Annotated in this window: 23 protein-coding genes; 20 read left to right on the forward strand and 3 right to left on the reverse strand. The window is 53.5% G+C overall.

Features of this window, described 5'->3' with window-relative positions; genetic code table 11:
* Positions 1-4 precede the first annotated feature (4 nt).
* From fabD to ptsG, 12 genes are all read left to right on the forward strand, one after another.
* Positions 5-934: an ACP S-malonyltransferase gene (gene fabD, locus QCD69_RS16065; protein ID WP_301252721.1), complete on the forward strand. Its 930-nt coding sequence runs from the start codon at positions 5-7 to the stop codon at positions 932-934.
* Positions 935-947: 13 nt separating this feature from the next.
* On the forward strand, positions 948-1682 hold the full coding sequence (gene fabG / locus QCD69_RS16070; protein WP_125290771.1) for a 3-oxoacyl-ACP reductase FabG: 735 nt from the start codon (positions 948-950) through the stop codon (positions 1680-1682).
* A 154-nt stretch (positions 1683-1836) separates the two neighbouring features.
* Positions 1837-2073: an acyl carrier protein gene (gene acpP / locus QCD69_RS16075; RefSeq protein ID WP_004157115.1), complete on the forward strand. Its 237-nt coding sequence runs from the start codon at positions 1837-1839 to the stop codon at positions 2071-2073.
* 88 nt (positions 2074-2161) lie between these two features.
* Positions 2162-3403 (forward strand): beta-ketoacyl-ACP synthase II, encoded by a 1242-nt coding sequence (fabF, locus tag QCD69_RS16080; protein ID WP_125290770.1) that lies wholly within the window; start codon positions 2162-2164, stop codon positions 3401-3403.
* 506 nt (positions 3404-3909) lie between these two features.
* The gene (locus QCD69_RS16085; protein WP_301252724.1) at positions 3910-4611 is read left to right on the forward strand and encodes a hypothetical protein; all 702 of its coding nucleotides are present in this window, start codon (positions 3910-3912) and stop codon (positions 4609-4611) included.
* The gene (locus QCD69_RS16090) at positions 4604-5029 is read left to right on the forward strand and encodes a hypothetical protein (RefSeq protein ID WP_301252726.1); all 426 of its coding nucleotides are present in this window, start codon (positions 4604-4606) and stop codon (positions 5027-5029) included. The genes QCD69_RS16085 and QCD69_RS16090 overlap by 8 nt, the downstream gene beginning before the upstream one ends.
* A gap of 208 nt (positions 5030-5237) precedes the next feature.
* A complete protein-coding gene (gene pabC / locus QCD69_RS16095) occupies positions 5238-6050 on the forward strand; it encodes an aminodeoxychorismate lyase (RefSeq protein WP_253454593.1) in 813 nt (270 codons plus the stop codon).
* Positions 6047-7066, forward strand: coding sequence for a cell division protein YceG (yceG, locus tag QCD69_RS16100; RefSeq protein WP_301252728.1), 1020 nt, complete (start codon positions 6047-6049; stop codon positions 7064-7066). Before pabC ends, yceG begins: the two co-directional genes overlap by 4 nt.
* Complete coding sequence (tmk, locus tag QCD69_RS16105; protein WP_253454591.1) at positions 7056-7688, forward strand: dTMP kinase; 633 nt, start codon at positions 7056-7058, stop codon at positions 7686-7688. Before yceG ends, tmk begins: the two co-directional genes overlap by 11 nt.
* On the forward strand, positions 7685-8671 hold the full coding sequence (gene holB, locus QCD69_RS16110; RefSeq protein ID WP_301252730.1) for a DNA polymerase III subunit delta': 987 nt from the start codon (positions 7685-7687) through the stop codon (positions 8669-8671). The genes tmk and holB overlap by 4 nt, the downstream gene beginning before the upstream one ends.
* Before the next feature lie 17 nt (positions 8672-8688).
* Positions 8689-9480 carry a metal-dependent hydrolase gene (locus QCD69_RS16115; protein WP_301252731.1) on the forward strand — a complete coding sequence of 264 codons (792 nt, stop codon included), beginning with the start codon at positions 8689-8691 and terminating at the stop codon, positions 9478-9480.
* A gap of 291 nt (positions 9481-9771) precedes the next feature.
* Entirely contained in the window at positions 9772-11205 is a 1434-nt protein-coding gene (ptsG, locus tag QCD69_RS16120) for a PTS glucose transporter subunit IIBC (RefSeq protein ID WP_253454588.1), read from the forward strand.
* Positions 11206-11269: 64 nt separating this feature from the next.
* Here ptsG and QCD69_RS16125 read toward each other — a convergent pair whose 3' ends face one another.
* Both QCD69_RS16125 and QCD69_RS16130 read right to left on the reverse strand, forming a co-directional pair.
* Complete coding sequence (locus QCD69_RS16125; RefSeq protein ID WP_301252733.1) at positions 11270-11935, reverse strand: hypothetical protein; 666 nt, start codon at positions 11933-11935, stop codon at positions 11270-11272.
* Between the two features lie 245 nt (positions 11936-12180).
* The gene (locus tag QCD69_RS16130; RefSeq protein ID WP_301252734.1) at positions 12181-13803 is read right to left on the reverse strand and encodes a hypothetical protein; all 1623 of its coding nucleotides are present in this window, start codon (positions 13801-13803) and stop codon (positions 12181-12183) included.
* Between the two features lie 629 nt (positions 13804-14432).
* Here QCD69_RS16130 and hinT point away from each other — a divergent pair.
* From hinT to ycfP, 6 genes are read left to right on the forward strand one after another with little or no spacing between them, the layout of a single operon-like run.
* Positions 14433-14783: a purine nucleoside phosphoramidase gene (hinT, locus tag QCD69_RS16135; RefSeq protein ID WP_253454585.1), complete on the forward strand. Its 351-nt coding sequence runs from the start codon at positions 14433-14435 to the stop codon at positions 14781-14783.
* An 18-nt stretch (positions 14784-14801) separates the two neighbouring features.
* Positions 14802-15167 (forward strand): YcfL family protein, encoded by a 366-nt coding sequence (locus QCD69_RS16140; RefSeq protein WP_253461015.1) that lies wholly within the window; start codon positions 14802-14804, stop codon positions 15165-15167.
* 44 nt (positions 15168-15211) lie between these two features.
* Positions 15212-15775 (forward strand): penicillin-binding protein activator LpoB, encoded by a 564-nt coding sequence (lpoB, locus tag QCD69_RS16145; protein ID WP_301289722.1) that lies wholly within the window; start codon positions 15212-15214, stop codon positions 15773-15775.
* 16 nt (positions 15776-15791) lie between these two features.
* Positions 15792-16601 carry a thiamine kinase gene (thiK, locus tag QCD69_RS16150; RefSeq protein ID WP_301252737.1) on the forward strand — a complete coding sequence of 270 codons (810 nt, stop codon included), beginning with the start codon at positions 15792-15794 and terminating at the stop codon, positions 16599-16601.
* A gap of 10 nt (positions 16602-16611) precedes the next feature.
* Positions 16612-17631, forward strand: a complete 1020-nt coding sequence (gene nagZ / locus QCD69_RS16155) for a beta-N-acetylhexosaminidase (protein ID WP_301252738.1) — start codon at positions 16612-16614, stop codon at positions 17629-17631.
* Positions 17632-17655: 24 nt separating this feature from the next.
* Positions 17656-18198 carry an alpha/beta hydrolase YcfP gene (gene ycfP / locus QCD69_RS16160; protein WP_253454581.1) on the forward strand — a complete coding sequence of 181 codons (543 nt, stop codon included), beginning with the start codon at positions 17656-17658 and terminating at the stop codon, positions 18196-18198.
* A gap of 259 nt (positions 18199-18457) precedes the next feature.
* Here the strand turns inward: ycfP and QCD69_RS16165 are convergent, their stop codons facing one another.
* Positions 18458-19060, reverse strand: a complete 603-nt coding sequence (locus QCD69_RS16165; RefSeq protein ID WP_301252740.1) for a carbonic anhydrase — start codon at positions 19058-19060, stop codon at positions 18458-18460.
* A 531-nt stretch (positions 19061-19591) separates the two neighbouring features.
* Between QCD69_RS16165 and QCD69_RS16170 the strand changes: the two genes are divergently transcribed.
* On the forward strand, positions 19592-20896 hold the full coding sequence (locus QCD69_RS16170; RefSeq protein WP_125290755.1) for an NAD(P)/FAD-dependent oxidoreductase: 1305 nt from the start codon (positions 19592-19594) through the stop codon (positions 20894-20896).
* Positions 20897-21151: 255 nt separating this feature from the next.
* A complete protein-coding gene (locus QCD69_RS16175) occupies positions 21152-21697 on the forward strand; it encodes a glycine zipper 2TM domain-containing protein (RefSeq protein WP_125290754.1) in 546 nt (181 codons plus the stop codon).
* Positions 21698-22460: the final 763 nt, after the last annotated feature.

The following is a 22460-nucleotide window of genomic DNA, read 5'->3' on the forward strand; positions in this document are numbered from 1 at the left end:
AACAATGACGCAATTTGCTATGGTTTTTCCAGGTCAGGGTTCGCAGACCGTGGGTATGCTGGCCGAACTGGCGGCAGAAAACGCGCTGGTAGAACAGACGTTTCGCGAAGCTTCCGACGCGCTGGGTTACGATCTGTGGGCGCTGGTGCAAAACGGCCCTGCTGAAGAACTGAACAAAACCTGGCAGACGCAGCCCGCTCTGCTGGCTGCATCTGTTGCTATTTTCCGCGTTTGGCAGGAAAAAGGCGGATCTCAGCCTGCAATGCTGGCAGGACACAGCCTGGGCGAGTATAGTGCGCTGGTTTGCGCAGGCGTGATCGACTTCAAAGAAGCGATCAAACTTGTCGAACTGCGCGGCAAACTGATGCAGGAAGCGGTGCCGGCAGGCACGGGCGCCATGCAGGCGATTATCGGTCTGGACGACGCGGCTATCGCTAAAGCCTGCGAAGAGTCGGCGCAGGGCGAAGTTGTTTCTCCGGTGAACTTTAACTCGCCGGGTCAGGTTGTTATCGCGGGCAACAAAGCGGCGGTAGAACGCGCTGGCGCAGCCTGTAAAGCCGCTGGCGCAAAACGTGCGCTGCCGCTGCCGGTTAGCGTCCCGTCGCACTGCGCGCTGATGAAGCCCGCTGCGGACAAGCTGGCCGTCGCGCTGGAGGCGATTGTCTTTAGCGCGCCAACCGTGCCGGTCGTCAACAACGTGGATGTTAAGTGCGAAACGTCGCCTGAAGCGATCCGCAGCGCGCTGGTTCGCCAGCTCTACAGCCCGGTTCGCTGGACTGAATGCGTAGAGTTCATGGCGCAGCAGGGCGTTACGTCGCTGCTGGAAGCAGGGCCTGGCAAAGTGCTGACCGGCCTGACAAAACGAATTGTAGACACCCTGACGGCAACGGCGATCGGCGATGCGGCTAGCCTGTCAGCGGCGATCGAGCAGTAAAAAGAGGATGAAGATGAGCTTCGAAGGAAAAATTGCGCTGGTGACCGGCGCGAGCCGCGGCATTGGCCGTGCGATTGCAGAAACCCTGGTCGCGCGTGGCGCGAAGGTGATTGGTACCGCTACCAGCCAGAGCGGTGCGGATGCAATCAGCGCTTATCTGGGCAGCAATGGCAAAGGCCTGCTGCTGAATGTTACCGACAGCGCGTCTATTGACGAAGTGTTGGGAAATATTCGCGCAGAATTTGGCGAAGTGGACATTTTAGTCAATAATGCTGGCATTACGCGTGATAATCTTCTGATGCGTATGAAGGACGACGAGTGGCAGGATATCCTGGACACTAATCTGACTTCCGTATTCCGCCTGTCAAAAGCGGTAATGCGCGCTATGATGAAAAAACGCGTGGGCCGAATTATTACCATTGGCTCCGTTGTTGGAACAATGGGTAATGCGGGTCAGGCAAACTACGCGGCAGCAAAAGCGGGTTTGATCGGCTTCAGCAAGTCACTGGCGCGTGAAGTCGCGTCACGTGGTATTACCGTTAACGTTGTGGCTCCCGGTTTCATTGAAACCGACATGACGCGTGCGCTGACTGAAGAGCAGCGTGCGGGCATCCTGGCGGAAGTGCCGGCGGGTCGCTTAGGCGGCGCGCAGGAAATCGCCAGTGCCGTTGCATTTTTAGCCTCTGACGAGGCGGCGTACATCACTGGTGAGACGCTGCACGTCAACGGCGGAATGTATATGGTCTGATAATCGCGAAAACTATTTGCGTTATTTGCGGTAATGCCCGCAAAATAGCGTAAATTCGTGGTTTGACCAGCCGGGATTTAGTTGCATCTTTTTCAACATTTTATACACTACGAAAACCATCGCGAAAGCGAGTTTTGATAGGAAATTTAATAGTATGAGCACTATCGAAGAACGCGTTAAGAAAATCATTGGCGAGCAGCTTGGCGTTAAGCAGGAAGAAGTTGTTAACACTGCCTCTTTTGTAGAAGATCTGGGCGCTGATTCTCTTGATACCGTTGAGCTGGTAATGGCTCTGGAAGAAGAGTTTGATACCGAGATTCCGGACGAAGAAGCTGAGAAAATCACTACCGTTCAGGCTGCTATTGATTACATCAATGGTCACCAGGCGTAAGTGAGCATCTCCAGGCGGTCGCTCGACCGCCTGAGTTTTATCTGTAGGTCCCACTGATTCTCTTTTATCCCCTCCCTGGAGGACGAACGTGTCTAAGCGTCGTGTAGTTGTGACCGGTCTTGGCATGTTGTCTCCTGTCGGCAATACCGTAGAGTCTACCTGGAATGCTCTTGTTGCCGGTCAGAGTGGCATCAGCCCGATCGACCATTTTGAAACCAGTGCCTACGCAACGCGTTTTGCTGGCTTAGTAAAGGATTTCAACTGCGAGGAGTTTATCTCGCGTAAAGATCAGCGCAAGATGGACGCCTTCATTCAATACGGCGTTGTTGCTGGTATGCAGGCTATGCAGGATGCCGGTCTGGTCATTACTGACGAGAACGCGCACCGTATCGGCGCCGCTATCGGCTCCGGCATCGGCGGTCTTGGTCTGATAGAAGAAAACCATACCTCGCTGGTGAACGGCGGTCCGCGTAAAATCAGTCCTTTCTTTGTGCCTTCCACTATTGTGAACATGATTGCCGGTCATCTGACTATCATGTACGGCATGAAAGGGCCGAGCATTGCCATTTCTACCGCCTGTACAACCGGTGTGCATAACATTGGTCAGGCTGCGCGTATGATTGCCTACAACGACGCCGACGTCATGATTGCCGGCGGCGCAGAGAAAGGCAGTACGCCACTGGGCATTGGCGGCTTTGGCGCGGCACGTGCGCTTTCTACCCGTAACGACAATCCTCAGGCGGCAAGCCGTCCGTGGGATAAAGACCGTGACGGCTTCGTGCTGGGCGACGGGGCAGGTATCGTCGTGCTGGAAGAATACGAACATGCTAAAAAGCGCGGCGCGAAGATTTACGCCGAGCTGGTTGGCTTCGGCATGAGCAGTGATGCTTACCACATGACCTCGCCGCCGGAAAACGGCGCGGGCGCGGCGCTGGCAATGGAAAACGCCCTGCGCGATGCACAGCTGTCGCCGGAAAAAATCGGCTATATCAACGCACACGGCACCTCGACGTCTGCGGGCGATGTGGCAGAAGCGCAGGCTGTGAAATCCGTATTTGGCGCTGCGGCGTATGACGTAATGGTCAGCTCCACAAAATCCATGACCGGTCATCTGTTAGGCGCGGCGGGAGCAGTAGAATCCATCTACTCTATCCTTGCACTGCGCGATCAGGTCATTCCGCCTACCATCAATCTGGATAACCCGGATGAAGGTTGCGATCTGGATTTTGTGCCGCATACGGCGCGTCAGGTTAAAGGACTGGAGTACGCTCTGTGCAACTCCTTCGGGTTTGGCGGCACTAATGGCTCGCTGATCTTCCGGAAAATCTGATTGTCTGTTGTGAAAAAAGGCCCGCAAATGCGGGCCTTTTTTGTATAGTATTCACGCCTGTTTTATTATCAATTCAGCATCTTAGATTTTTTCTGGTACATCACGGCTCCTCTGGAATCCACAGATGTAGTCCTCTGCATTCGTTTGTTGATGCGCGTCCGATGCACTCTGTATTAACCCGGCCAGCAGGTGAGCGCACTTAAACAGAAGTCCAGTCTTCTAATCGACTAAATTGTCACTCGCGTGCGGGTTTTTATACGCCTATTAAAGTGTCGCCTGTTGCTTACTGAGTCGTTCAGACCTGGCCGCCATTGCAGCGTACGCACCCCTGTAATTTGACAGAATAAATAGTTTGCAGACAAACCAGCACCGCGCCGGGTGTGCTTGCGTAATTCCAGCCAAAATTTTCTACAGTGGGCTTGATTCTGAAAGGAAAAATAGTCGATGGAAGGGATGTGATTTCCTGGTTATTATTTGGGCTATTTTGATGGAAAGGAACTCCATAAATGAGTAAACGGCAAAATATAATTGACGGTCGCCAAAGTCATTTAAGATATGGATTGATTTATACTGAAGTACTTGGATGGGTCGATCTCGGTCATGCGCAGGGTAGCGATATTAAAAGCCTGTTGAGAAAAATCGATAACGGAGAACACTCAGATCAGGCGTGCTATGACGTTTCTTATTCGCAGGCTATGGTTGACCCGACTCACTCTTACAGGACAGGTAAATTTATAACCTGGCGCATTAAAAAAGGGCGTTCTAATTCTGAACGGCAAAGTATTGCACTGGCAATGATGATGTCGCTGGCACGGAAATTTGAAGGTTTGCAGGCCTCGTTTCCGTTTAATCTTATGACGGATAGTGGATTTAGCGGGGAAGATTTGGTTTCAGATTTACTGGGGTTCTACCGCGTCATTTCCAGCCACGATGTTTTTCCAGCATTACGACCTGTTAGTAAGAAAGAGGCGCTCAGGCGTTGGGATCATTACGGCCCAATAGGATCCTTTAAAAACGATTCATTTTTACCACTTCTTTTCCCCGATCCTGAAAAATCCCCTAATGGCAGGCCGCATAAAGGTGTATTACCTGATTTTATGAACTGGGTCAGACCGTGGGATGACTTTCATTCCGGGAAGGTCAGTATCGCTTCCGCTGATGGTTCGTACATTGATAAAGCAAAGCGAGGCACATTACCCTATGCGTAAATCGTTGAAGGTACTTATTCCCATTTTTATAGTAGCTATTGCCGCACTTGCCTGTACCTGGCCTTACATCAGGATGGAGTTTGCTGGTAGCGCACACTATACCGAACAGAATAAGCGTGAATACAATTTTTATACGCCTGATATTCTCAAAAAAATGCCGCGTATTTCCTGTCGCTATGACTTCGATTTTGCCAACATTACCGGCCCGGCAACGCACGTCTATGCAATAAAATTTTATGATACTGTTGATACTCACAGAATTAATAATTACCTGGCTTCAGCCGGTTATAAGCAACAAAATGAATGTGATGCAGAGTCAGTGTGCTGGCATGGCTCAAATCCTCTGGAAATAATTTATGTCGGGGTATTGAGAGGGGAAAAAACCGTCATTGTGCAGGTTGTCTACAATTTTACATAATGTTAGCCTGCATGGCCTGAAAATGAGTATAAACATAAAGCAGAAACTGTGAAGTAAAATTATTTATGTTTCAAAAGGTTAGTTTTATTTGCAGGCCCGCAAATGCGGGCCTTTTTTGTTTTATCCCCATGCTACTTTAGCCGTTTAAACGGACGTGAATCTACGCGAGGATGCAGGTAAGCTTGCGCGTAGCAAATAAGGAGAGCAGATGATCTGGATAAACGGTCAGCCTCAGGAGCATTTGTCCGTCAGGGACCGCGCCGTACAGTTTGGTGACGGCTGTTTTACTACGGCCCGTATAGAGCAGGGTGAAGTCTTTGACCTGCGCGCGCATCTTGAACGATTACAGCAGGCCTGCGAGCGCCTGCTAATCCGTGATGTTGACTGGCAAGCCCTGCGGCAAGAGATGAAGATAGCCGCCGCGACGCGTACAACCGGCGTGCTTAAAGTCATTGTTTCTCGCGGTGTCGGCGGCCGGGGCTACAGCGCCAGCGGCTGCCAGCAGGCTTCACGCATCATTATGCTGTCGGACTATCCGACGCATTATCATCAGCTGCGCCAGACGGGCGTAAGGCTGGCGCTAAGCACCATCCGTTTGGGCCGCAATCCGCAGTTAGCCGGTATCAAGCATCTTAATCGCCTGGAACAGGTACTCATTCGCACAGAGCTTGAGCAGACCGGCGCTGACGAAGCGCTGGTCCTTGACACTCAGGGGCTGCTGGTGGAATGCTGTGCGGCAAATTTATTCTGGCGTAAAGGCGAGGAAGTTTTTACCCCCGACGTGACGCAGGCCGGCGTAAACGGTATCCAGCGTCAGCGGGTGATGCGGCTGCTGGCCGCGCAGGGTGTCAGAGTCAGGGAAGTCAGCGTACCGCCACAGATCCTCGAACAAGCGGACGAAATTTTTATCACCAATGCGCTGATGCCAGTGCTGCCGGTAGTGGAGATAGACAACCGGTTTTATCGCTCAAGAACGTTGTTTAATCGGATCAATGAGCACGATTTTCAGGGAAATTTATGACAGTAAAACGCAAACTAGTCGGCGGGATCGTCGCGCTTGTTATCGCCGGTTTGGCTTTCAGCTACTGGCAAATTAAGCAGCTGGCCAGTTCGCCGCTCTCGATTAACCATGAGACGATTTTCACGCTTCCGGCCGGATCGGGCCGCGTGGTGCTGGAAGCCGAGCTGAACAGGCAAAAAATTATTCCGCATTCCATCTGGTTTGGCTGGCTGCTCAAGCTGGAGCCGGAGCTGGCGAATTTTAAAGCCGGTACCTATCGCTTCACGCAGGGTATGACGGTACGGCAGATGCTGGCGCTGCTCTCCAGCGGTAAAGAGGCGCAGTTCCCGATCCGGTTTATCGAAGGGTCGCGGATGCAGGAGTGGCTGGCGCAGCTGCGCACAGCGCCCTATATCAAACACACGCTGGCTGACGATAAACTGACCACGCTGGGTCAGACGCTGAAAATGTCGGAGCAAAACGTCGAAGGCTGGTTCTATCCCGATACCTATTCCTACACCGCCAATACCACGGACGTGGCGATCCTGGAGCGGGCTCACGGCCAGATGGTAAAAATCGTCGATACGCTGTGGCAGAACAAAGCGGACGGGCTGCCCTATAAAGATAAAAATGATTTGTTAACCATGGCGTCGATTGTGGAAAAAGAGACGGCGTTGGGCGAAGAGCGCAGCAAGGTCGCTTCGGTATTTATCAATCGTCTGCGGCTGGGAATGCGTTTGCAGACCGATCCGACCGTGATTTACGGTATGGGCGACAGCTATAAAGGCACGCTGACGCGCAAGGATCTGGAAACGCCGACGGCCTATAACACCTATGTGATTGCCGGCATGCCGCCGGGGCCTATCGCCACGCCGGGCAAAGCCTCGCTGGAAGCCGCGGCGCATCCGGAAAAAACGGACTTCCTTTATTTTGTTGCGGACGGCAAAGGCGGACACACTTTTACCACTAACCTGGCGAGCCACAATCGCGCGGTCCAGGCGTGGCGCCTGCTGCTCAAGGAAAAAAATGAAAAGTAATTTTATCGTTATCGAAGGGCTGGAAGGCGCGGGCAAAACGACCGCTCGGGATACCATCGTTGCGACGCTTAAACAGCACGGCATTGAGGATATCGTCTTTACCCGCGAACCGGGCGGCACGCCGCTGGCGGAAAAACTCCGCGAGTTGATCAAGCAGGGGATTGAAGGCGAGCAGATCACCGATCGTGCGGAGCTGCTGATGCTTTACGCGGCACGAGTGCAGCTGGTGGAGAATGTCATTAAACCGGCGTTGGCGCGCGGCGCCTGGGTGGTTGGCGATCGCCACGATCTCTCTTCTCAGGCCTATCAGGGCGGCGGGCGAGGCATGGATATCCGTCTGATGGCGCAGCTGAAACAGAGCGTACTGGGTGATTTCGCGCCTGATTTGACCCTCTATCTGGACGTGACGCCAGAAATCGGCCTGCAACGCGCCCGCTCGCGAGGCGCATTAGATCGGATCGAACAGGAGTCGCTGAACTTCTTTACCCGCACGCGTGAACGCTATCTGACGCTGGCCGCCGCGGACGAAAGCATTAAAACTATCGACGCCACGCAGGATATAGAGGGCGTCTCCGCCGCTATCCGACAGACGCTGGCGCAGTGGCTACAGGTACGGTCATGATCTGGTATCCGTGGCTTAACCAGCCTTACCGGCAGATCGTCGGCCAGCATCAGGCCGGACGCGGACACCACGCGCTGCTGCTCCAGGCGCTGCCGGGCATGGGCGATGCCTCGCTGGTCTGGGGGATCAGCCGCTGGCTGATGTGCCAGCGCAGAGACGGGCTGAAAAGCTGCGGAGAGTGCCACGCCTGTCGTTTGATGCAGGCCCATACGCATCCGGACTGGTACGAACTGTCGGCGGAAAAGGGCAAAAGCTCGCTGGGTATTGATGCGGTGCGCGGCGTTACGGAGAAGCTCTTCCATCATGCCCAGCAGGGCGGAGCGAAAGTGGTCTGGCTGCCCGATGCCGCTCAGCTGACGGAGGCCGCCGCCAACGCGCTGCTGAAAACGCTGGAAGAGCCGCCGGTGAACACCTGGTTTTTGCTCTGCTGCCAGCAGCCGTCACAGCTGCTGGCCACGCTGCGCAGCCGCTGTCAAAGCGTTCACCTGGCCGCGCCGGACGAGACGCAAAGCCTGAGCTGGCTGCAAAAGCAGGCTGGCGCATCACAGCAGGATTGCCTGACCGCGCTGCGGCTAAGCGGCGGCGCGCCTGCAGCGGCGCAAACGCTGCTGGAAAAAAGCTGGGCGGCGCGGCAGGCGCTGTGCGAGGCGCTGCCGGGGGCGCTGCAAAAAGATATGCTATCCTTGCTGCCCGTTCTGAACCACGACGACGCGGCGGCGCGTACCGGCTGGCTTTGCGCGCTGCTGGTGGATGCGCTGAAATGGCAGCAGGGCGGCGGGCGCTTTATCGCCAATGCCGACAGCCAGACGCTGGTGGCGGAGGTTGCCCGTCAGCTACCGGCCAGCGCGCTGGATGAGAGCATTCGCCAATGGTTCCTGTGCCGCGATCGCCTGCTGAACGTGGTGGCCGTAAACCGTGAACTCTTATTGACCGACCAGCTGCTGGCGTGGGAGCAAATGCTCCATGCTTCCGTGGTCGGCTAACGAACCAGAGAATAATTATGTTTTTAGTCGATTCCCACTGTCATCTTGATGGCCTGAATTATGAAAGCCTGCACCGCGATGTGGATGACGTGCTGGCGAAAGCCGCCGCGCGCGACGTGAAGTTTATGCTGGCGGTAGCGACCACGCTGCCCGGCTATAAAGCGATGACCGACCTGATTGGCGATCGTCCCAACGTAGCGTACTCCTGCGGCGTGCATCCGCTCAATCAGGATGAACCTTATGATTTTGCCGCGCTGCGCCAGCTGGCCGCCGACGAGCGTGTTATCGCCATGGGCGAAACCGGGCTGGACTACTACTATCAGAAAGAAACCATGGCGCAGCAGCAGGCCTCTTTCCGCGAGCATATTCGCATCGGCCGCGATCTGAATAAACCGGTTATTGTGCATACGCGCGATGCGCGCGAGGATACGCTGGCGATCCTGAAAGAAGAGAAGGTGGAAGGGTGCGGCGGCGTACTGCACTGCTTTACGGAAGATCGGGAAACGGCGGAAAAGCTGCTGGATATGGGCTTTTATATTTCGTTTTCCGGCATTGCCACTTTCCGCAATGCGGAAACGATCCGCGAAGCGGCACGCTATGTTCCGCTCGATCGCATGCTGGTGGAAACCGATTCGCCTTATCTGGCGCCCGTGCCTTACCGCGGCAAAGAGAATCAGCCCGCCTACACGCGCGATGTAGCGGACTATATGGCCGTAGTGAAAGGCGTCAGTATTGAAACGCTGGCCGAAGCCACCACCGCGAATTTCTCCCGCCTTTTCCACGTGCCGATGAGCCGTCTTACCGACTAAGCGCTTTATTTTATTGCTCGTAATAAATTTGTAAAAAAAGTAGTTCGTATCGCCTGTTTGTGGGCGATACGGCTTTTCAATGGGCAAAAACTGGCAAATTTCCGGGAATTAAACTACATAGCAGGCGGTTGTTCAGTGAAACGTGATAACCGTCAAACAAATGCTTTCGGAATTATTTTACAGTTCGTAATAAATCACGAGGGCGCAAAGCGCTCCACCCATAGCGGGTCCTCCCCCCGTTATATCGCGTTGAAAAGCGCGTAAAGCACCCATACTCAGGAGTTTCACACTATGTTCAAAAACGCATTTGCAAACCTGCAAAAGGTCGGTAAATCGCTGATGTTGCCGGTATCGGTGCTGCCGATTGCCGGTATTCTGCTTGGCGTAGGCTCCGCCAACTTCAGCTGGCTGCCCGCCGTTGTCTCTCACGTTATGGCGGAAGCAGGTGGATCCGTCTTTGCCAATATGCCGCTGATTTTCGCCATCGGCGTGGCGCTGGGCTTTACCAACAATGACGGCGTTTCTGCGCTGGCGGCGGTGGTGGCCTACGGCATCATGGTAAAAACGATGGCGGTCGTAGCACCGCTGGTGCTGCATATGCCAGCCGGGGAGATCGAAGCGAAGCATCTCGCCGATACGGGCGTATTGGGCGGTATTATTGCCGGTTCGATAGCAGCCTATATGTTTAACCGCTTCTACCGTATCAAGCTGCCGGAATATCTCGGCTTCTTTGCGGGTAAGCGCTTTGTTCCAATTATCTCCGGTTTCACGGCAATCTTTATCGGCATCCTGCTTTCCTTTATCTGGCCGCCAGTTGGTACCGCCATTCAGGAATTCTCACAGTGGGCCGCCTATCAGAACCCGGTAGTCGCTTTCGGTATCTACGGCGTAATTGAGCGTTCTCTGGTGCCGTTTGGTCTGCACCATATCTGGAACGTGCCTTTCCAGATGCAGATCGGCGAGTTCACCAATGCGGCTGGTCAGGTTTTCCACGGCGATATCCCGCGCTATATGGCAGGCGACCCGACCGCGGGCAAACTCTCCGGCGGCTTCCTGTTTAAAATGTACGGCCTGCCTGCGGCAGCGATTGCTATCTGGCACTCCGCTAAACCAGAAAACCGTGCGAAAGTGGGCGGCATCATGATTTCCGCCGCGCTGACCTCGTTCCTGACCGGCATCACCGAGCCAATCGAATTCTCCTTTATGTTCGTGGCGCCAGTCCTGTATGCGATCCACGCTATCCTGGCCGGTCTGGCTTTCCCTATCTGTATCCTGCTGGGGATGCGCGACGGCACCAGCTTCTCGCACGGCCTGATTGACTTTGTGGTGCTGAGCGGCAACAGCAGCCGTATCTGGCTGTTCCCGATTATCGGTATCCTGTACGGTCTGGTTTACTACACCGTGTTCCGCGTGCTGATTGTTAAATTGAATCTGAAAACGCCGGGCCGTGAAGAAACTTCAACGACGCAAACGGCAGGTAATTCCAGTGAAATGGCTGCTAACCTGGTTGCCGCTTTCGGTGGTAAAGAGAACATCACTAACCTTGATGCCTGCATCACGCGTTTACGCGTCAGCGTGGCGGACGTATCCAAAGTGGATCAGTCCGGTCTGAAACAGCTTGGCGCAGCGGGCGTGGTCGTGGCGGGTTCCGGCGTTCAGGCCATTTTCGGCACCAAATCCGATAACCTGAAAACCGAGATGGATGAGTACATCCGCAAGCAGTAATCAATCGGTAAGATAAAACAAAAGCCCCACCTTCGAGTGGGGCTTTTTTTATCCGGCGTAAATGTCAGCCGCCAAAAAGGCCGCGATTCATCCATCCAATCCAGACAAGCGCGCCAGCAGCAGCTGAAAGGCTGCCGAAAGCCAGCATTTGCACGCGCGCCAGCCTGCGCTGCTGCATGGCTAATGCATCCTCGCTCCATTGTTTTAAAGCTATAGTTTGCTGCTCATACTGTTGGTGGAGCTTCTGGCAAAAGGCTTCCGTTTGCTGTTGCGCTACCTTAAGCGCCTCGCTTACGTCTTTTTGCTGATTGGCAAGCTGATCTTCCACGCAACGAGCCAGCGCCTGCGATTCATCCTGTATCTGCTGACGCTGGCGCTGCCAGGCGATGTCGTAATGTTGCAGGCTTAGTTCAGTTTGTTGATGAAGCCTTTGTGCTTCCAAAAGCTTTTCGTCAAAGGCTTCCAACAGTTGCTCTTTAGTCTGCTTAACTTCATGAGCAATAAGGATAAGCTGTTTAGCGCCTTCGGCCGTTAAGCCTTTTAATTCAAAATAGTCATTAATCAGCTTTTCCAACGACTGCTGCTGTACTGCCAGCGTCTCCTGCTGTCCTTTAATGACCTCATTTGTTTCAGCTATCTCATTGGTCTGTTTTTTGATGCGGGTTTGTTGATTTTGCAGCTGCTGCTGTTGCTCATTCAGCATCTGGGCCTGGGCGATGGAAATCATCATCAGCTGGCCCAGCTTTTTAGCGAAGCTGGCCTGCAGTTCGGCGGCGTTCAGCTGCGCCGTTTCCAGCTCGTCAGAATTCCACCAGCGAGAGACCGCATGACGAGCCTCATGCTTTTCCCTGTCTTTTTTAAGATTATCCAGCTTGTCGTAATCTTCCTTGAAACTCTTCAACAGACCGGGCACATCTACCTGTCGGAGCATGGCTTCTGATACGCGAACCTGCGCCAAATCTTTAATGACATCCATTACAAAGGATCCTTTGCCAGATAATTTTCCAGAAGCAGCATGACATCAGCCTCTGCAGCGCCGAGCGAGTCGATGTTAGCGTCCAGTTGTTGATTGAATTGCTGATTCGCCTGTATTCTTGTGCGTTGGCTGGCTGCGGCGTCACTTTGGCTGTTGCGAGCGCTCTTCAGGTGGGATTCGATAAGCTGGTAGTCTGCACCGATCATGCGATAGCTTGCAGAATTCTGAAACTGGAGTTCCAGCCACTGTGCCATTTTCCCCATGTTCTCTTTACCCGCATCCAGACCGACTTCCATTGCCTTCAGGCGTTCGGTGCCGGTTTGAGAAAGCCAGTCGAAAAAACGATCCAGGCCGTAGACAACTAGCGACGAAACAATCCCTGTGAGGATAGCGGTGATGGCGGGAGAAAGGATCCCCACCATTGGCAGCAGCAGCGGAATGCCGGACAGAAAGCCTTTGATAGCCTCTTCAAACATGAGCCCCAAAGAGGTTGTTACTACACCGGCTAAAATTTTTGTCACGGCGCGCGCGGTTTCAATACCGGTCTGGCCGGGTGGCGGATTGATCAACATTTTTACCGCTTTCCACAGGCCTGCCATCCCTTCACGGATCACAGAGACAACTTTTGCTGCTGTGGTAATAAAGTTATTGATCAGAAAGGTCAGCAGGTTGCTGATAAATCCCTGCAGCAGGCCGTTTACAGCCGCATCCCACATGGCGCGCAGTTTAGATAAGACTTGATTGACTACGCGTTTGAGCGCCGCCGTCAGTCTGTCGATCAGATTGCTTTTATCAGGGTCGTTAAACAGCCGCTTAAGCTCGATAAAGGTATGATTAACAAGCGTGTGCAATGCTATGCCCAGCGCCTGACGGAGTGCAGATCTTATCGCCTGTTGCGCCCCGGTTTTCGCCAGTTCCGCACCCTGTTTTTTTACCTGAGCTATCAGTACATCTTTTTTGACATGTGCCTCTGCCGTACTGGCCGTCTGTGCGAGCTTTTCCCTGTCTATGCCAAAATATTCTGTATTGCTCAGGCCTTGCCCTTTATTATTTTTACGCACCTTATCAGCCCATTCATTTTTCTCCATTTCCTGCATGGACTGATTGATATTACTCTCTGCCGCAACGAGGTTTTTAGGATCGTTAGCCATTGCTACCCGTTGCGCCTGCGTCATAAACAGATTATTACGGCTGTCTGTTTCAATGCGATTAGCGGAAACGACATGGTCGAGATGAGTTGTACCATCTCTTTTAAGTTCATTGCCGGTATAAGCAGAAATGATGGGTTCGTCTTTCATGAACATGTCTTTGCGTTTGCCAGACAGCTCTTTGTCGTAAGGCTTGCGGTTGTAGCCACCGCTGTTTGTCTCGGACCAGGCCTCGTAACGTGCTTTATCGCTGTCCGTCGCCACCACGCCTTTTTCGAAATTATGGGTAGTCGTTACGTTGCCGCCATCGCTGTCAGTAAACATCGTACTATTCAGCCCAAATGGACCAATTAGCTGCTGCAATATATGGCTTTGACAGCTTTCCAACAGCTCCTGCAGGCGCTGTTCACGTAAAGCGGGTCTTGTGTTACCGCTCTGATTACTCTCAGCCTCAGCAGCTGGAAAAGTAGACATGTAAATATCCTTTTAACAAGGCCATGTTCATTTTTTCGTGGATAAACGTAGGCCAGGTGGGTATTGCTGAAACTATGGCATGACAAAGAGTCATAACTTCTTACTTGATTCAGGTGTTTATTCCACAAGTATTATCTCTGCTGTTAACTTAATTTATCAATAAAACTTATTTATTTTTTAAAGGGTAGTTATCTGCTGCCGATAATACGTATAGCGATATTATGGCCAATTTAAGGCGGTTTGAGCTTTAGCCTGGTGTGCAATAAAAAGAGGGGGTGCGCCGTTGCTTCTCGTGGCAAATAAATCAGTAGATCAAAAGCAGTAAGCCATAAAGGTGACGGAATATGTTACCCGATTTATATCTGTCACAGTCGGTAGTCACTGCCAGATACAAAGCACTGTCCTGCACCTTTTCATCAACAGCAGTCCGTCAGGAAAAGTGAATCCCCTCTCTGTAACACCTCAAACAGGCAAACGTTACTCGCGCAAAGCGTCACGTAAGGCGATAAATCTGCGGTCAGCGCCGCGAAAAGCGGCAGACAGTAAAGAAAAGCCAGCGGAAGGTTGAAAGAAAACAAATATCTCGCTCATACTGCCGTAACTCATCTCATAGCTTAAGGACATGCATCATGGCTGAAGAAACGATTTTCAGTAAAATTATCCGCCGCGAAATCCCGGCCGATATTGTTTATCAGGACGAGCTGGTCACGGCCTTTCGCGATATCTCGCCAAAAGCGCCGACGCACATTCTGGTCGTGCCGAATATCCTGATCCCTACCGCCAACGATGCGGTGGCGGGGCATGAAGCCGCGCTGGGCCGGATGATTGTGGTGGCCGCGAAAATCGCTAAACAGGAAGGGATCGCCGAGGACGGCTATCGTCTGATCATGAACTGCAATCAGCATGGCGGACAGGAAGTCTATCATATCCATTTGCATCTGGTTGGCGGTCGTCCGCTGGGCCCGATGCTGGCTGAATAACGTGCCGGAGGCACTATGATGCGGATTATCGTCCTGGGCGCCATGCTGGCGTTGCTGAGCGGCTGCGCCAGCGATCGCACGACCATTGATACTTCGCAGTCGCTGGTTATGGAATCATCGGTACTGTCGGCGGGGATCCTTACCGGCGAGCCGGTGATATCGGAGCATGAAGGGCAGCAGCGAGGCGCTTCGCAGCTCTATAACCAGCAGGAAAAACCCGTTACGCTCTACTATCGCTTTTACTGGTATGACGATAAAGGGCTGGAAATTCTGCCCTTTGAAGCGCCTCGCAAGATTACGGTCGCGCCGCATAGCAGTGTTGAAATATCGTCGCAAACGGGTAACCTGACGGCCAGTAAGGTTCGCCTTTACCTGTATCTGTAGGAGATTATTGCGTGGAAAGGAAGATAGCTAAACTCTCGGGCGTCATGTTGCTGGCGCTTATTCTTAGCGGCTGTGTGGTGCAACAGCAGCAACAGCCTGCGCCCGTCGAGCCAGTACAGCCGGTTCCTGAACAGCCGCAGCCCGTGCCGACCCAGCCGCCGCCGCCGGAAACGGTGCCGCAGCCGCCTAAAATGCAGTCGATTAACTGGGATGCCAGCGTAACGCCGCTGGTGGCGCAAATGCTGAAAGCGGACGGCATCACGCCCGGTAGCGTATTGCTGATCGACGGCGTGAAAAACAGCACCAACGGCAGCCTGCAACGCGCCAAAGCCACCGCTTCGCTGCAAAGCGCGCTGCAAAATAACACCCAGTTCAAGCTGGTGACGCCTGAACAGCTTGCTACCGCTAAACAGACGCTGGGACTGTCAGCCGAAGACAGCCTGAGCTCGCGCAGTAAAGCCGTCGGCCTGGCTCGCTATGTTGGCGCACAGTATGTGCTCTATACCAACGCTAAGGGCGACGTAAAATCGCCGGAACTGCAAATGCAGCTGATGCTGGTGCAGACTGGCGAAATCATCTGGTCGGGTAACGGTGTCGTACAGCATTGATCCCGCACTGAGCAGGTTGATTAAACAACGATTTCCGGCGGAGCGATCCGCCGGTTCTTTTTTTCCGCTGCACGGCCTGACGGGGCTGACGGCAAAGGTGGAGCTGGAAAGGGCAACGCTGCTGGCCCGCCATCAGCGACAGGATAATCCCGTGCCGGGTGTGGATCGCCAGCGTGAGTATCGTATTTTACGCAAGCTTTCCGGCTGCGATCTCGCGCCTGCCGCCTGCGGCTATGGTGATAACTGGCTGCTGCTGGGCTGGCAGCCGGGCGAGGCGCTGAGCGAGGCGGCCTTTCCCAGCGCGCTGGACGCGGTTGTCAGCGAGCTGGCAAGGCTGCACCAACAGCCGCTCAGCGGCTATCCTTTGCAGCTGCAAAAGCTGCTGGAGCGCTACTGGCAGCTCAGTCGGCCTGCACGGCGGCACTGCGGCTGGCTGCGGGCGTTGCAGCGGCTACAGCGGCGCGGCGAGCCAAAACCGCTGCGGCGGGCGCTGCTGCATATGGATGTGCATCCGGGCAATCTGATCCGTCAGCAAAATAGCCTGCGGCTGATTGACTGGGAGTACGCCAGCGATGGCGATGTCGCGCTGGAGCTGGCCGCGCTGGTAGCAGGAAACGCGCTGGATGCTGAGCAGCAGCGCGCGCTAACCGAGCGCTATGCCGCGCTGCAACGGCTGGATGCGGCCAGACTACGGCAGCAGATGGCGCGCTGGCAGCCCTGGCTGACGCTGCTGGCGGCAAGCTGGTACGAGCTGCGCTGGCAGCAGAGCGGCGAACAGACGTTTTATACGCTGGCGGCACAGGCCTGGCAGCGAGTTCGATCATAAGAGGTAATCTGTGGGACCGGTAATGTTAGATGTGCTCGGTTACGAGCTGGACGCGGAAGAGCGGGAAATTTTACAGCATCCGCTGGTGGGCGGGCTAATCCTGTTTACCCGCAACTACCACGATCCTGAGCAGCTTCAGGAGCTGATCAGGCAGATCCGCGCGGCCTCGCGTCACCGCCTGGCGATCGCGGTCGATCAGGAGGGCGGGCGCGTGCAGCGCTTCCGCGAAGGCTTTACGCGCCTGCCTGCGATGCAATCTTTTGCCGCGCTGAACAGCGAAGCCGAAGCGGCAAGGCTGGCGCAGGAAGCGGGCTGGCTGATGGCTGTCGAAATGATCGCGATGGATATTGATATCAGCTTCGCGCCCGTACTGGATATAGGACACGGCAGCGCGGCAATCGGCGAACGCAGTTTCCATGACGATCCTGCCGTGGCGCTGGCGATGGCGCGCCGTTTTATTGATGGCATGCATGAAGCGGGTATGAAAACCACCGGCAAGCATTTTCCCGGTCACGGTGCGGTAAGCGCGGACTCGCATAAAGAAACGCCGCGCGACGATCGTCCCGAAGCGATGATTCGTCAGCACGATATGCAGATCTTTAAGCAGCTGATTGACGAAAACAGGCTGGATGCGGTGATGCCTGCGCACGTTATCTATACTCAGGTAGACCCGCATCCGGCCAGCGGTTCCTCGCACTGGCTGAAAAAAGTGCTGCGCAAAGAGCTGGGTTTCGACGGCGTGATTTTTTCCGACGATCTGTCGATGGAAGGCGCAGCGATTATGGGCAGCTATGCCGAACGCGGTCAGGCTTCGCTGGACGCCGGCTGCGATATGATCCTGGTCTGCAACAACCGTCAGGGCGCCGTCAGCGTGCTGGATAATCTGTCGCCGATCAATGCCGAACGCGCTACGCAGCTGTACCATCGTGGCACGTTTACCCGCCAGCAGCTGCTGGCTTCGCCGCGCTGGAAAGAGAGCAGCCAGGCGTTAAGCAAGCTGCAAACCCGCTGGCTGGAGCAGCGAGGCTGACGCATACACCACAGGAGAAGGGCGATGATCATCTATCTGCACGGGTTTGATTCAACCAGTCCCGGCAATCATGAAAAAGTGCTGCAGCTGCAGTTTATCGATCCCGATGTACGGCTGTTGAGCTACAGCACGCTGCATCCTAAACATGATATGCAGTATTTGCTGAATGAAACCCATAAGCTTCTGAGCAGCAGCGACGATGAACGCGTGCTGATCTGCGGCGTAGGGTTAGGCGGCTATTGGGCCGAGCGCATCGGCTTTCTGAACGATATCCGTCAGGTAATGTTCAATCCCAACCTGTGGCCAGAAGAAAACATGCCGGGCAAAATCGACAGGCCTGAAGAGTATGTGGATATTGCCACCAAGTGCGTCAGCAACTTTCGGGAAAAAAACCGCGATCGCTGCCTGGTGATCCTCTCCCGACGCGACGAGGCGCTGGACAGCCAGCGTAGCGCGTCAACGTTGGGTGACTATTATGAAATCGTCTGGGATGACCACCAGCCGCATAAATTCAAAAACATCTCCTCGCACCTGCAGCGGATCAAAGCATTTAAAACGCTGGGCTAACCGCTAACGCTCGCCCGCCTTATCCCGGCGGGCAGCAAACGTTCACAAGCTTTTCTTCATCGGTCACTGCTCCGGCATAATATTACTCGTGGCGGCGGCCTGGCCGAATGTTGCTAACGTCGCTGATATCCCTGTCCGGATACGCCGCGCTTTCATGTTCCACAATCACCACGCTGTTATTCGGCATGTCAGCCAGCAGAAAGGCTACCGCGCCTGCCTGGCTATGACCACGTAATTGACTGTTTATATCAGCATCCTTTCAAACCAGCCTTTTTAAATAGCCGCTGTGTAGCTCATGTACGCACCCGTAAATAGCGATGTCTCTTCCCGCTTTGATTGCTGATTTAACAGGCCAGGCATTAATTAAATTCACCGCCTGCGCCATAAGGTGGTATTCGGTTAATTTTTCCTTCCCTGTCGTGGCTATTTTCATTTCAGGCTGGAAAACAGCCATCCAGTCGTTAAGCGAATCGTACAGTTTTTGCAGATAGCGGGTTAACGGATCGGAAAAAAGCGGCGCGTTGACCTGCTGCAACGCCAGCGCGGCCTGGATACCGTCGCAGTCGTAGTGGCCGCACAGGATCAGGGTATCAATCTGCAAATGCCCGAGCGCGTATTGCAGCACGCTCATCAGGCTCTCATCCTCTTCCAGCACCATATTGGCGATATTACGGTGCACAAAAAGCTCACCGGGATGAGCGTTAGTTAATACCTCGGCGGGTACCCGGCTGTCCGAGCAGCCTATCCATAGCGCCTGCGGCGGCTTGGCGGCCATCAGATTTAAAAAGTAATTTGGATCGCGGTTTGCCTGCTGCTGCGCCCAGCTGCGGTTTTGTGCCAGCAGTCTGTTCAATATTTTCATTCCTTTTCCCTCTTCCTTTTTCGTCATAATAGCCGGAATAGCTTAAGAGGATATTAATAACTAAGCCTGCTGCAAGTTTTTCAGGGTAATTATCATTAAATATGCCGGGTTTTTTATTGGAGCCTGATTTGGTTGTTTTAGTATATATTTAAATACGATTGCTACAGGTGATTGCAGGATAATAAAATAAACTGAAAAAGGGGCGTCATATTTACTCCACCCAATCGGAGCGGGTATCGGTCAATTATTCCTGTTGAGTCGCATTATCAGAGATAAAAAATCACTCAGGTGGTGAAATAAACGCCTTGCGGACGCACCTTATCCTCCCCGAAACACGGAAAATTATTCAGCAAAAACAGCGTGCTAATAAGAAATGGTTGAAAAAAATTGACCTGTATCAATTTTTACAGGACGGCCGATTTCCCGCGTGCTATTCTGCCTGCAGATAGCGAATAAATCGCCAACCCTATGTTAATTAAGGATATTATTTAACCTTTAATTAACGACTGGTTCACAATTTAAGGGGGTCGTTTGACTACACCAATGAAGAAGATTGTTATTGTCGGCGGAGGAGCCGGCGGGCTTGAGCTGGCGACACAGCTTGGTCAGAAACTGGGACGGAAAAAAAAGGCGGAAATAACCCTGGTGGACCGTAATCACAGCCATCTCTGGAAGCCGCTGCTGCACGAAGTCGCGACCGGATCGCTGGATGAAGGGATTGACGCGCTGAGCTATCTGGCCCACGCCCGCAATCATCACTTCCAGTTCCAGCTGGGCACGCTGACCGAAATCGATCGGGACAATAAAAAATTACAGCTGGCGGAAATCCGCAACGAGCAGGGCGAGCTGCTGGTGCCGGAACGCGAAGTGGCGTACGACACGCTGGTCATGGCGCTGGGCAGCACCTCCAACGACTTCGGCACGCCGGGCGTTAAGGATCACTGCATTTTCCTGGATAACCCGCACCAGGCGCGCCGTTTCCATAATGAAATGCTGAACCTGTTCCTGAAATTCTCCGCCAGCGAAGGGCGCCAGGAGCAGGTGAATATTGCTATCGTCGGCGGCGGCGCGACCGGCGTAGAGCTTTCCGCCGAGCTGCATAACGCGGTGAAACAGCTGCACAGCTATGGCTATAAAGGTCTGAACAACAGCGCGCTGAACGTCACGCTGGTAGAGGCGGGCGAGCGTATTCTGCCTGCGCTGCCGCCGCGCATTTCCACCGCTGCGCATCAGGAGCTGACTAAGCTGGGCGTACGCGTGCTGACGCAGACGATGGTGACCAGCGCCGATGAAAATGGCCTGCATACCAAATCGGGTGAATTTATCAATGCCGATCTGATGGTCTGGGCGGCGGGTATCAAAGCGCCGGACTTTATGAAAGAAATTGGCGGGCTGGAAACCAACCGTATTAACCAGCTGGTGGTACAGCCAACGCTGCAAACGACCCGCGATCCGGATATCTACGCGATTGGCGACTGCGCTTCGTGTGCGCTGCCTTCTGGCGGCTTTGTGCCTCCTCGCGCGCAGTCAGCGCATCAGATGGCGTCGCGCGTGCTGGATAACATTCTGGCACAGATGAAAGGACGCGAGCAGAAAGCCTATGTTTATAAGGATCACGGCTCGCTGGTTTCGCTCTCGCGTTTCAGCACGGTCGGCAGCCTGATGGGCAACCTGATGCGCGGTTCAATGATGGTTGAAGGACGCATCGCGCGCTTTGTCTATATTTCGCTTTATCGTATGCACCAGGTCGCGCTGCATGGCTACTTTAAAACCGGCCTGATGATGCTGGTGGGCAGCATTAACCGGGTTATCCGTCCGCGCCTTAAGCTGCACTAAGTAAAATCAGGACCGCCTGATCTATAGTAACAGGGCTTATAACGATACCGTCGTTATAAGCCCTTCTTCTGCCGCATCCCTCCTAAGAACTCTCTTAAAAGCTTTTGCATTTGACTTTAAACATTTATTTCGTCCTGAATTCTTATTGTCATAACTGGTCCTGATAAGCACACTTTACCGGACAAAGCGCGTCGCGTATGGCCCGGACTCTGCGGCTGGCGACGATGCGTAATAACCGTTTCAGGAGACAGCCCTGTGAATAAATCAATGTTGGCAGGTATCGGAATTGGCGTAGCGGCCGCGCTGGGCGTTGCCGCTGTAGCAGGCATGAATGTATTCGAGCGTGAGCCGCAGTTTGCTCAGGTGCTCTCCGCCACGCCAATTAAAGAGACGACGAAAAATCCGCGTCAGGAGTGCCGTAACGTCACGCTGACTCACCGGCGTGCCGTGCAGGATGAGAACCGTATCGCCGGTTCCGTACTGGGCGCGGTGGCGGGCGGCGTGCTGGGTCATCAGTTTGGCGGCGGACGCGGACGCGATGTGGCTACCGTAGCGGGCGCGCTGGCAGGCGGATACGGCGGTAATCAGGTGCAGGGCGCCCTGCAGGATCGCGATACCTACACGACCACCGAACAGCGCTGCAAAACCGTTTACGATAAGCAGGAAAAAACGCTGGGCTATGACGTCACCTATAAAATTGGCGACCAGCAGGGCAAAATCCGCATGGATAACGACCCGGGGACACGCATCCCTTTAAACAGCAACGGTCAGCTGATCCTGAACAGCCAGAACCAGGCATAAGTTGCCCGGCCTCTGCTAAAGCATGACGCTCGGCCCCCTCTTAACGGAGGGGGTTTTTTTTAGCACTATGCTCGAATTTGCTTACCTGCAGCGCCCTTTATCACGATGCTCGTATTTGCTCACCTGCAACGCCTTTCATCACGATACTTGAATTTGCTCACCTGCAGCGCCCTTTATCACTATGCTCGTATTTGCTCACCTGCAATGCCTTTCATCACGATACTTGAATTTGCTCACCTGCAACCTCCTTTATAAGTCCCTCCTGCAAGCGGTCAACCGTATTCTTATACAAAAAGACCAGGCGCTTTCCGAATTGATCCGTAGAAGCATTGACCTTGTTATAACGGTTGGTTAAGGAAATTTATTATCAACTGCATGACTTAAGCTAAATTTATGTGGTTGAGGGGCGTTACATAAATATTAGCCTCCGATCATTTCCAGAAATGCGGTTGTAACCATCCATTATGTCCGGGGCTTTAAAGCAAATAATATGAGGTTTTCTTGTTTTTTTTGTTTGATTTTTAATGAAAAAATTATAATTAGCTGATTCATGTCCCCCTTTGAACCTCTCAATAATCGTGTCTTAATTTCCCTTAAATCTCCTTCTATTAGTGGAACGCTTAACTGGTTTCATTAATCCCGCTCACTTATTAATGTAAGCTTTTTGTAAGTTTTTCTCTGTTTTTCCTTGAGCTTTTGCCCGGCAGGTGCATAATGTGCGCATAAAAATACGTAATACACATTTTGTTACATATTTGGCGGG

Origin of the sequence: Erwinia sp. PsM31, assembly GCF_030433775.1 — a bacterium.
Classification (GTDB): Bacteria; Pseudomonadota; Gammaproteobacteria; order Enterobacterales; family Enterobacteriaceae; genus Erwinia; species Erwinia aeris.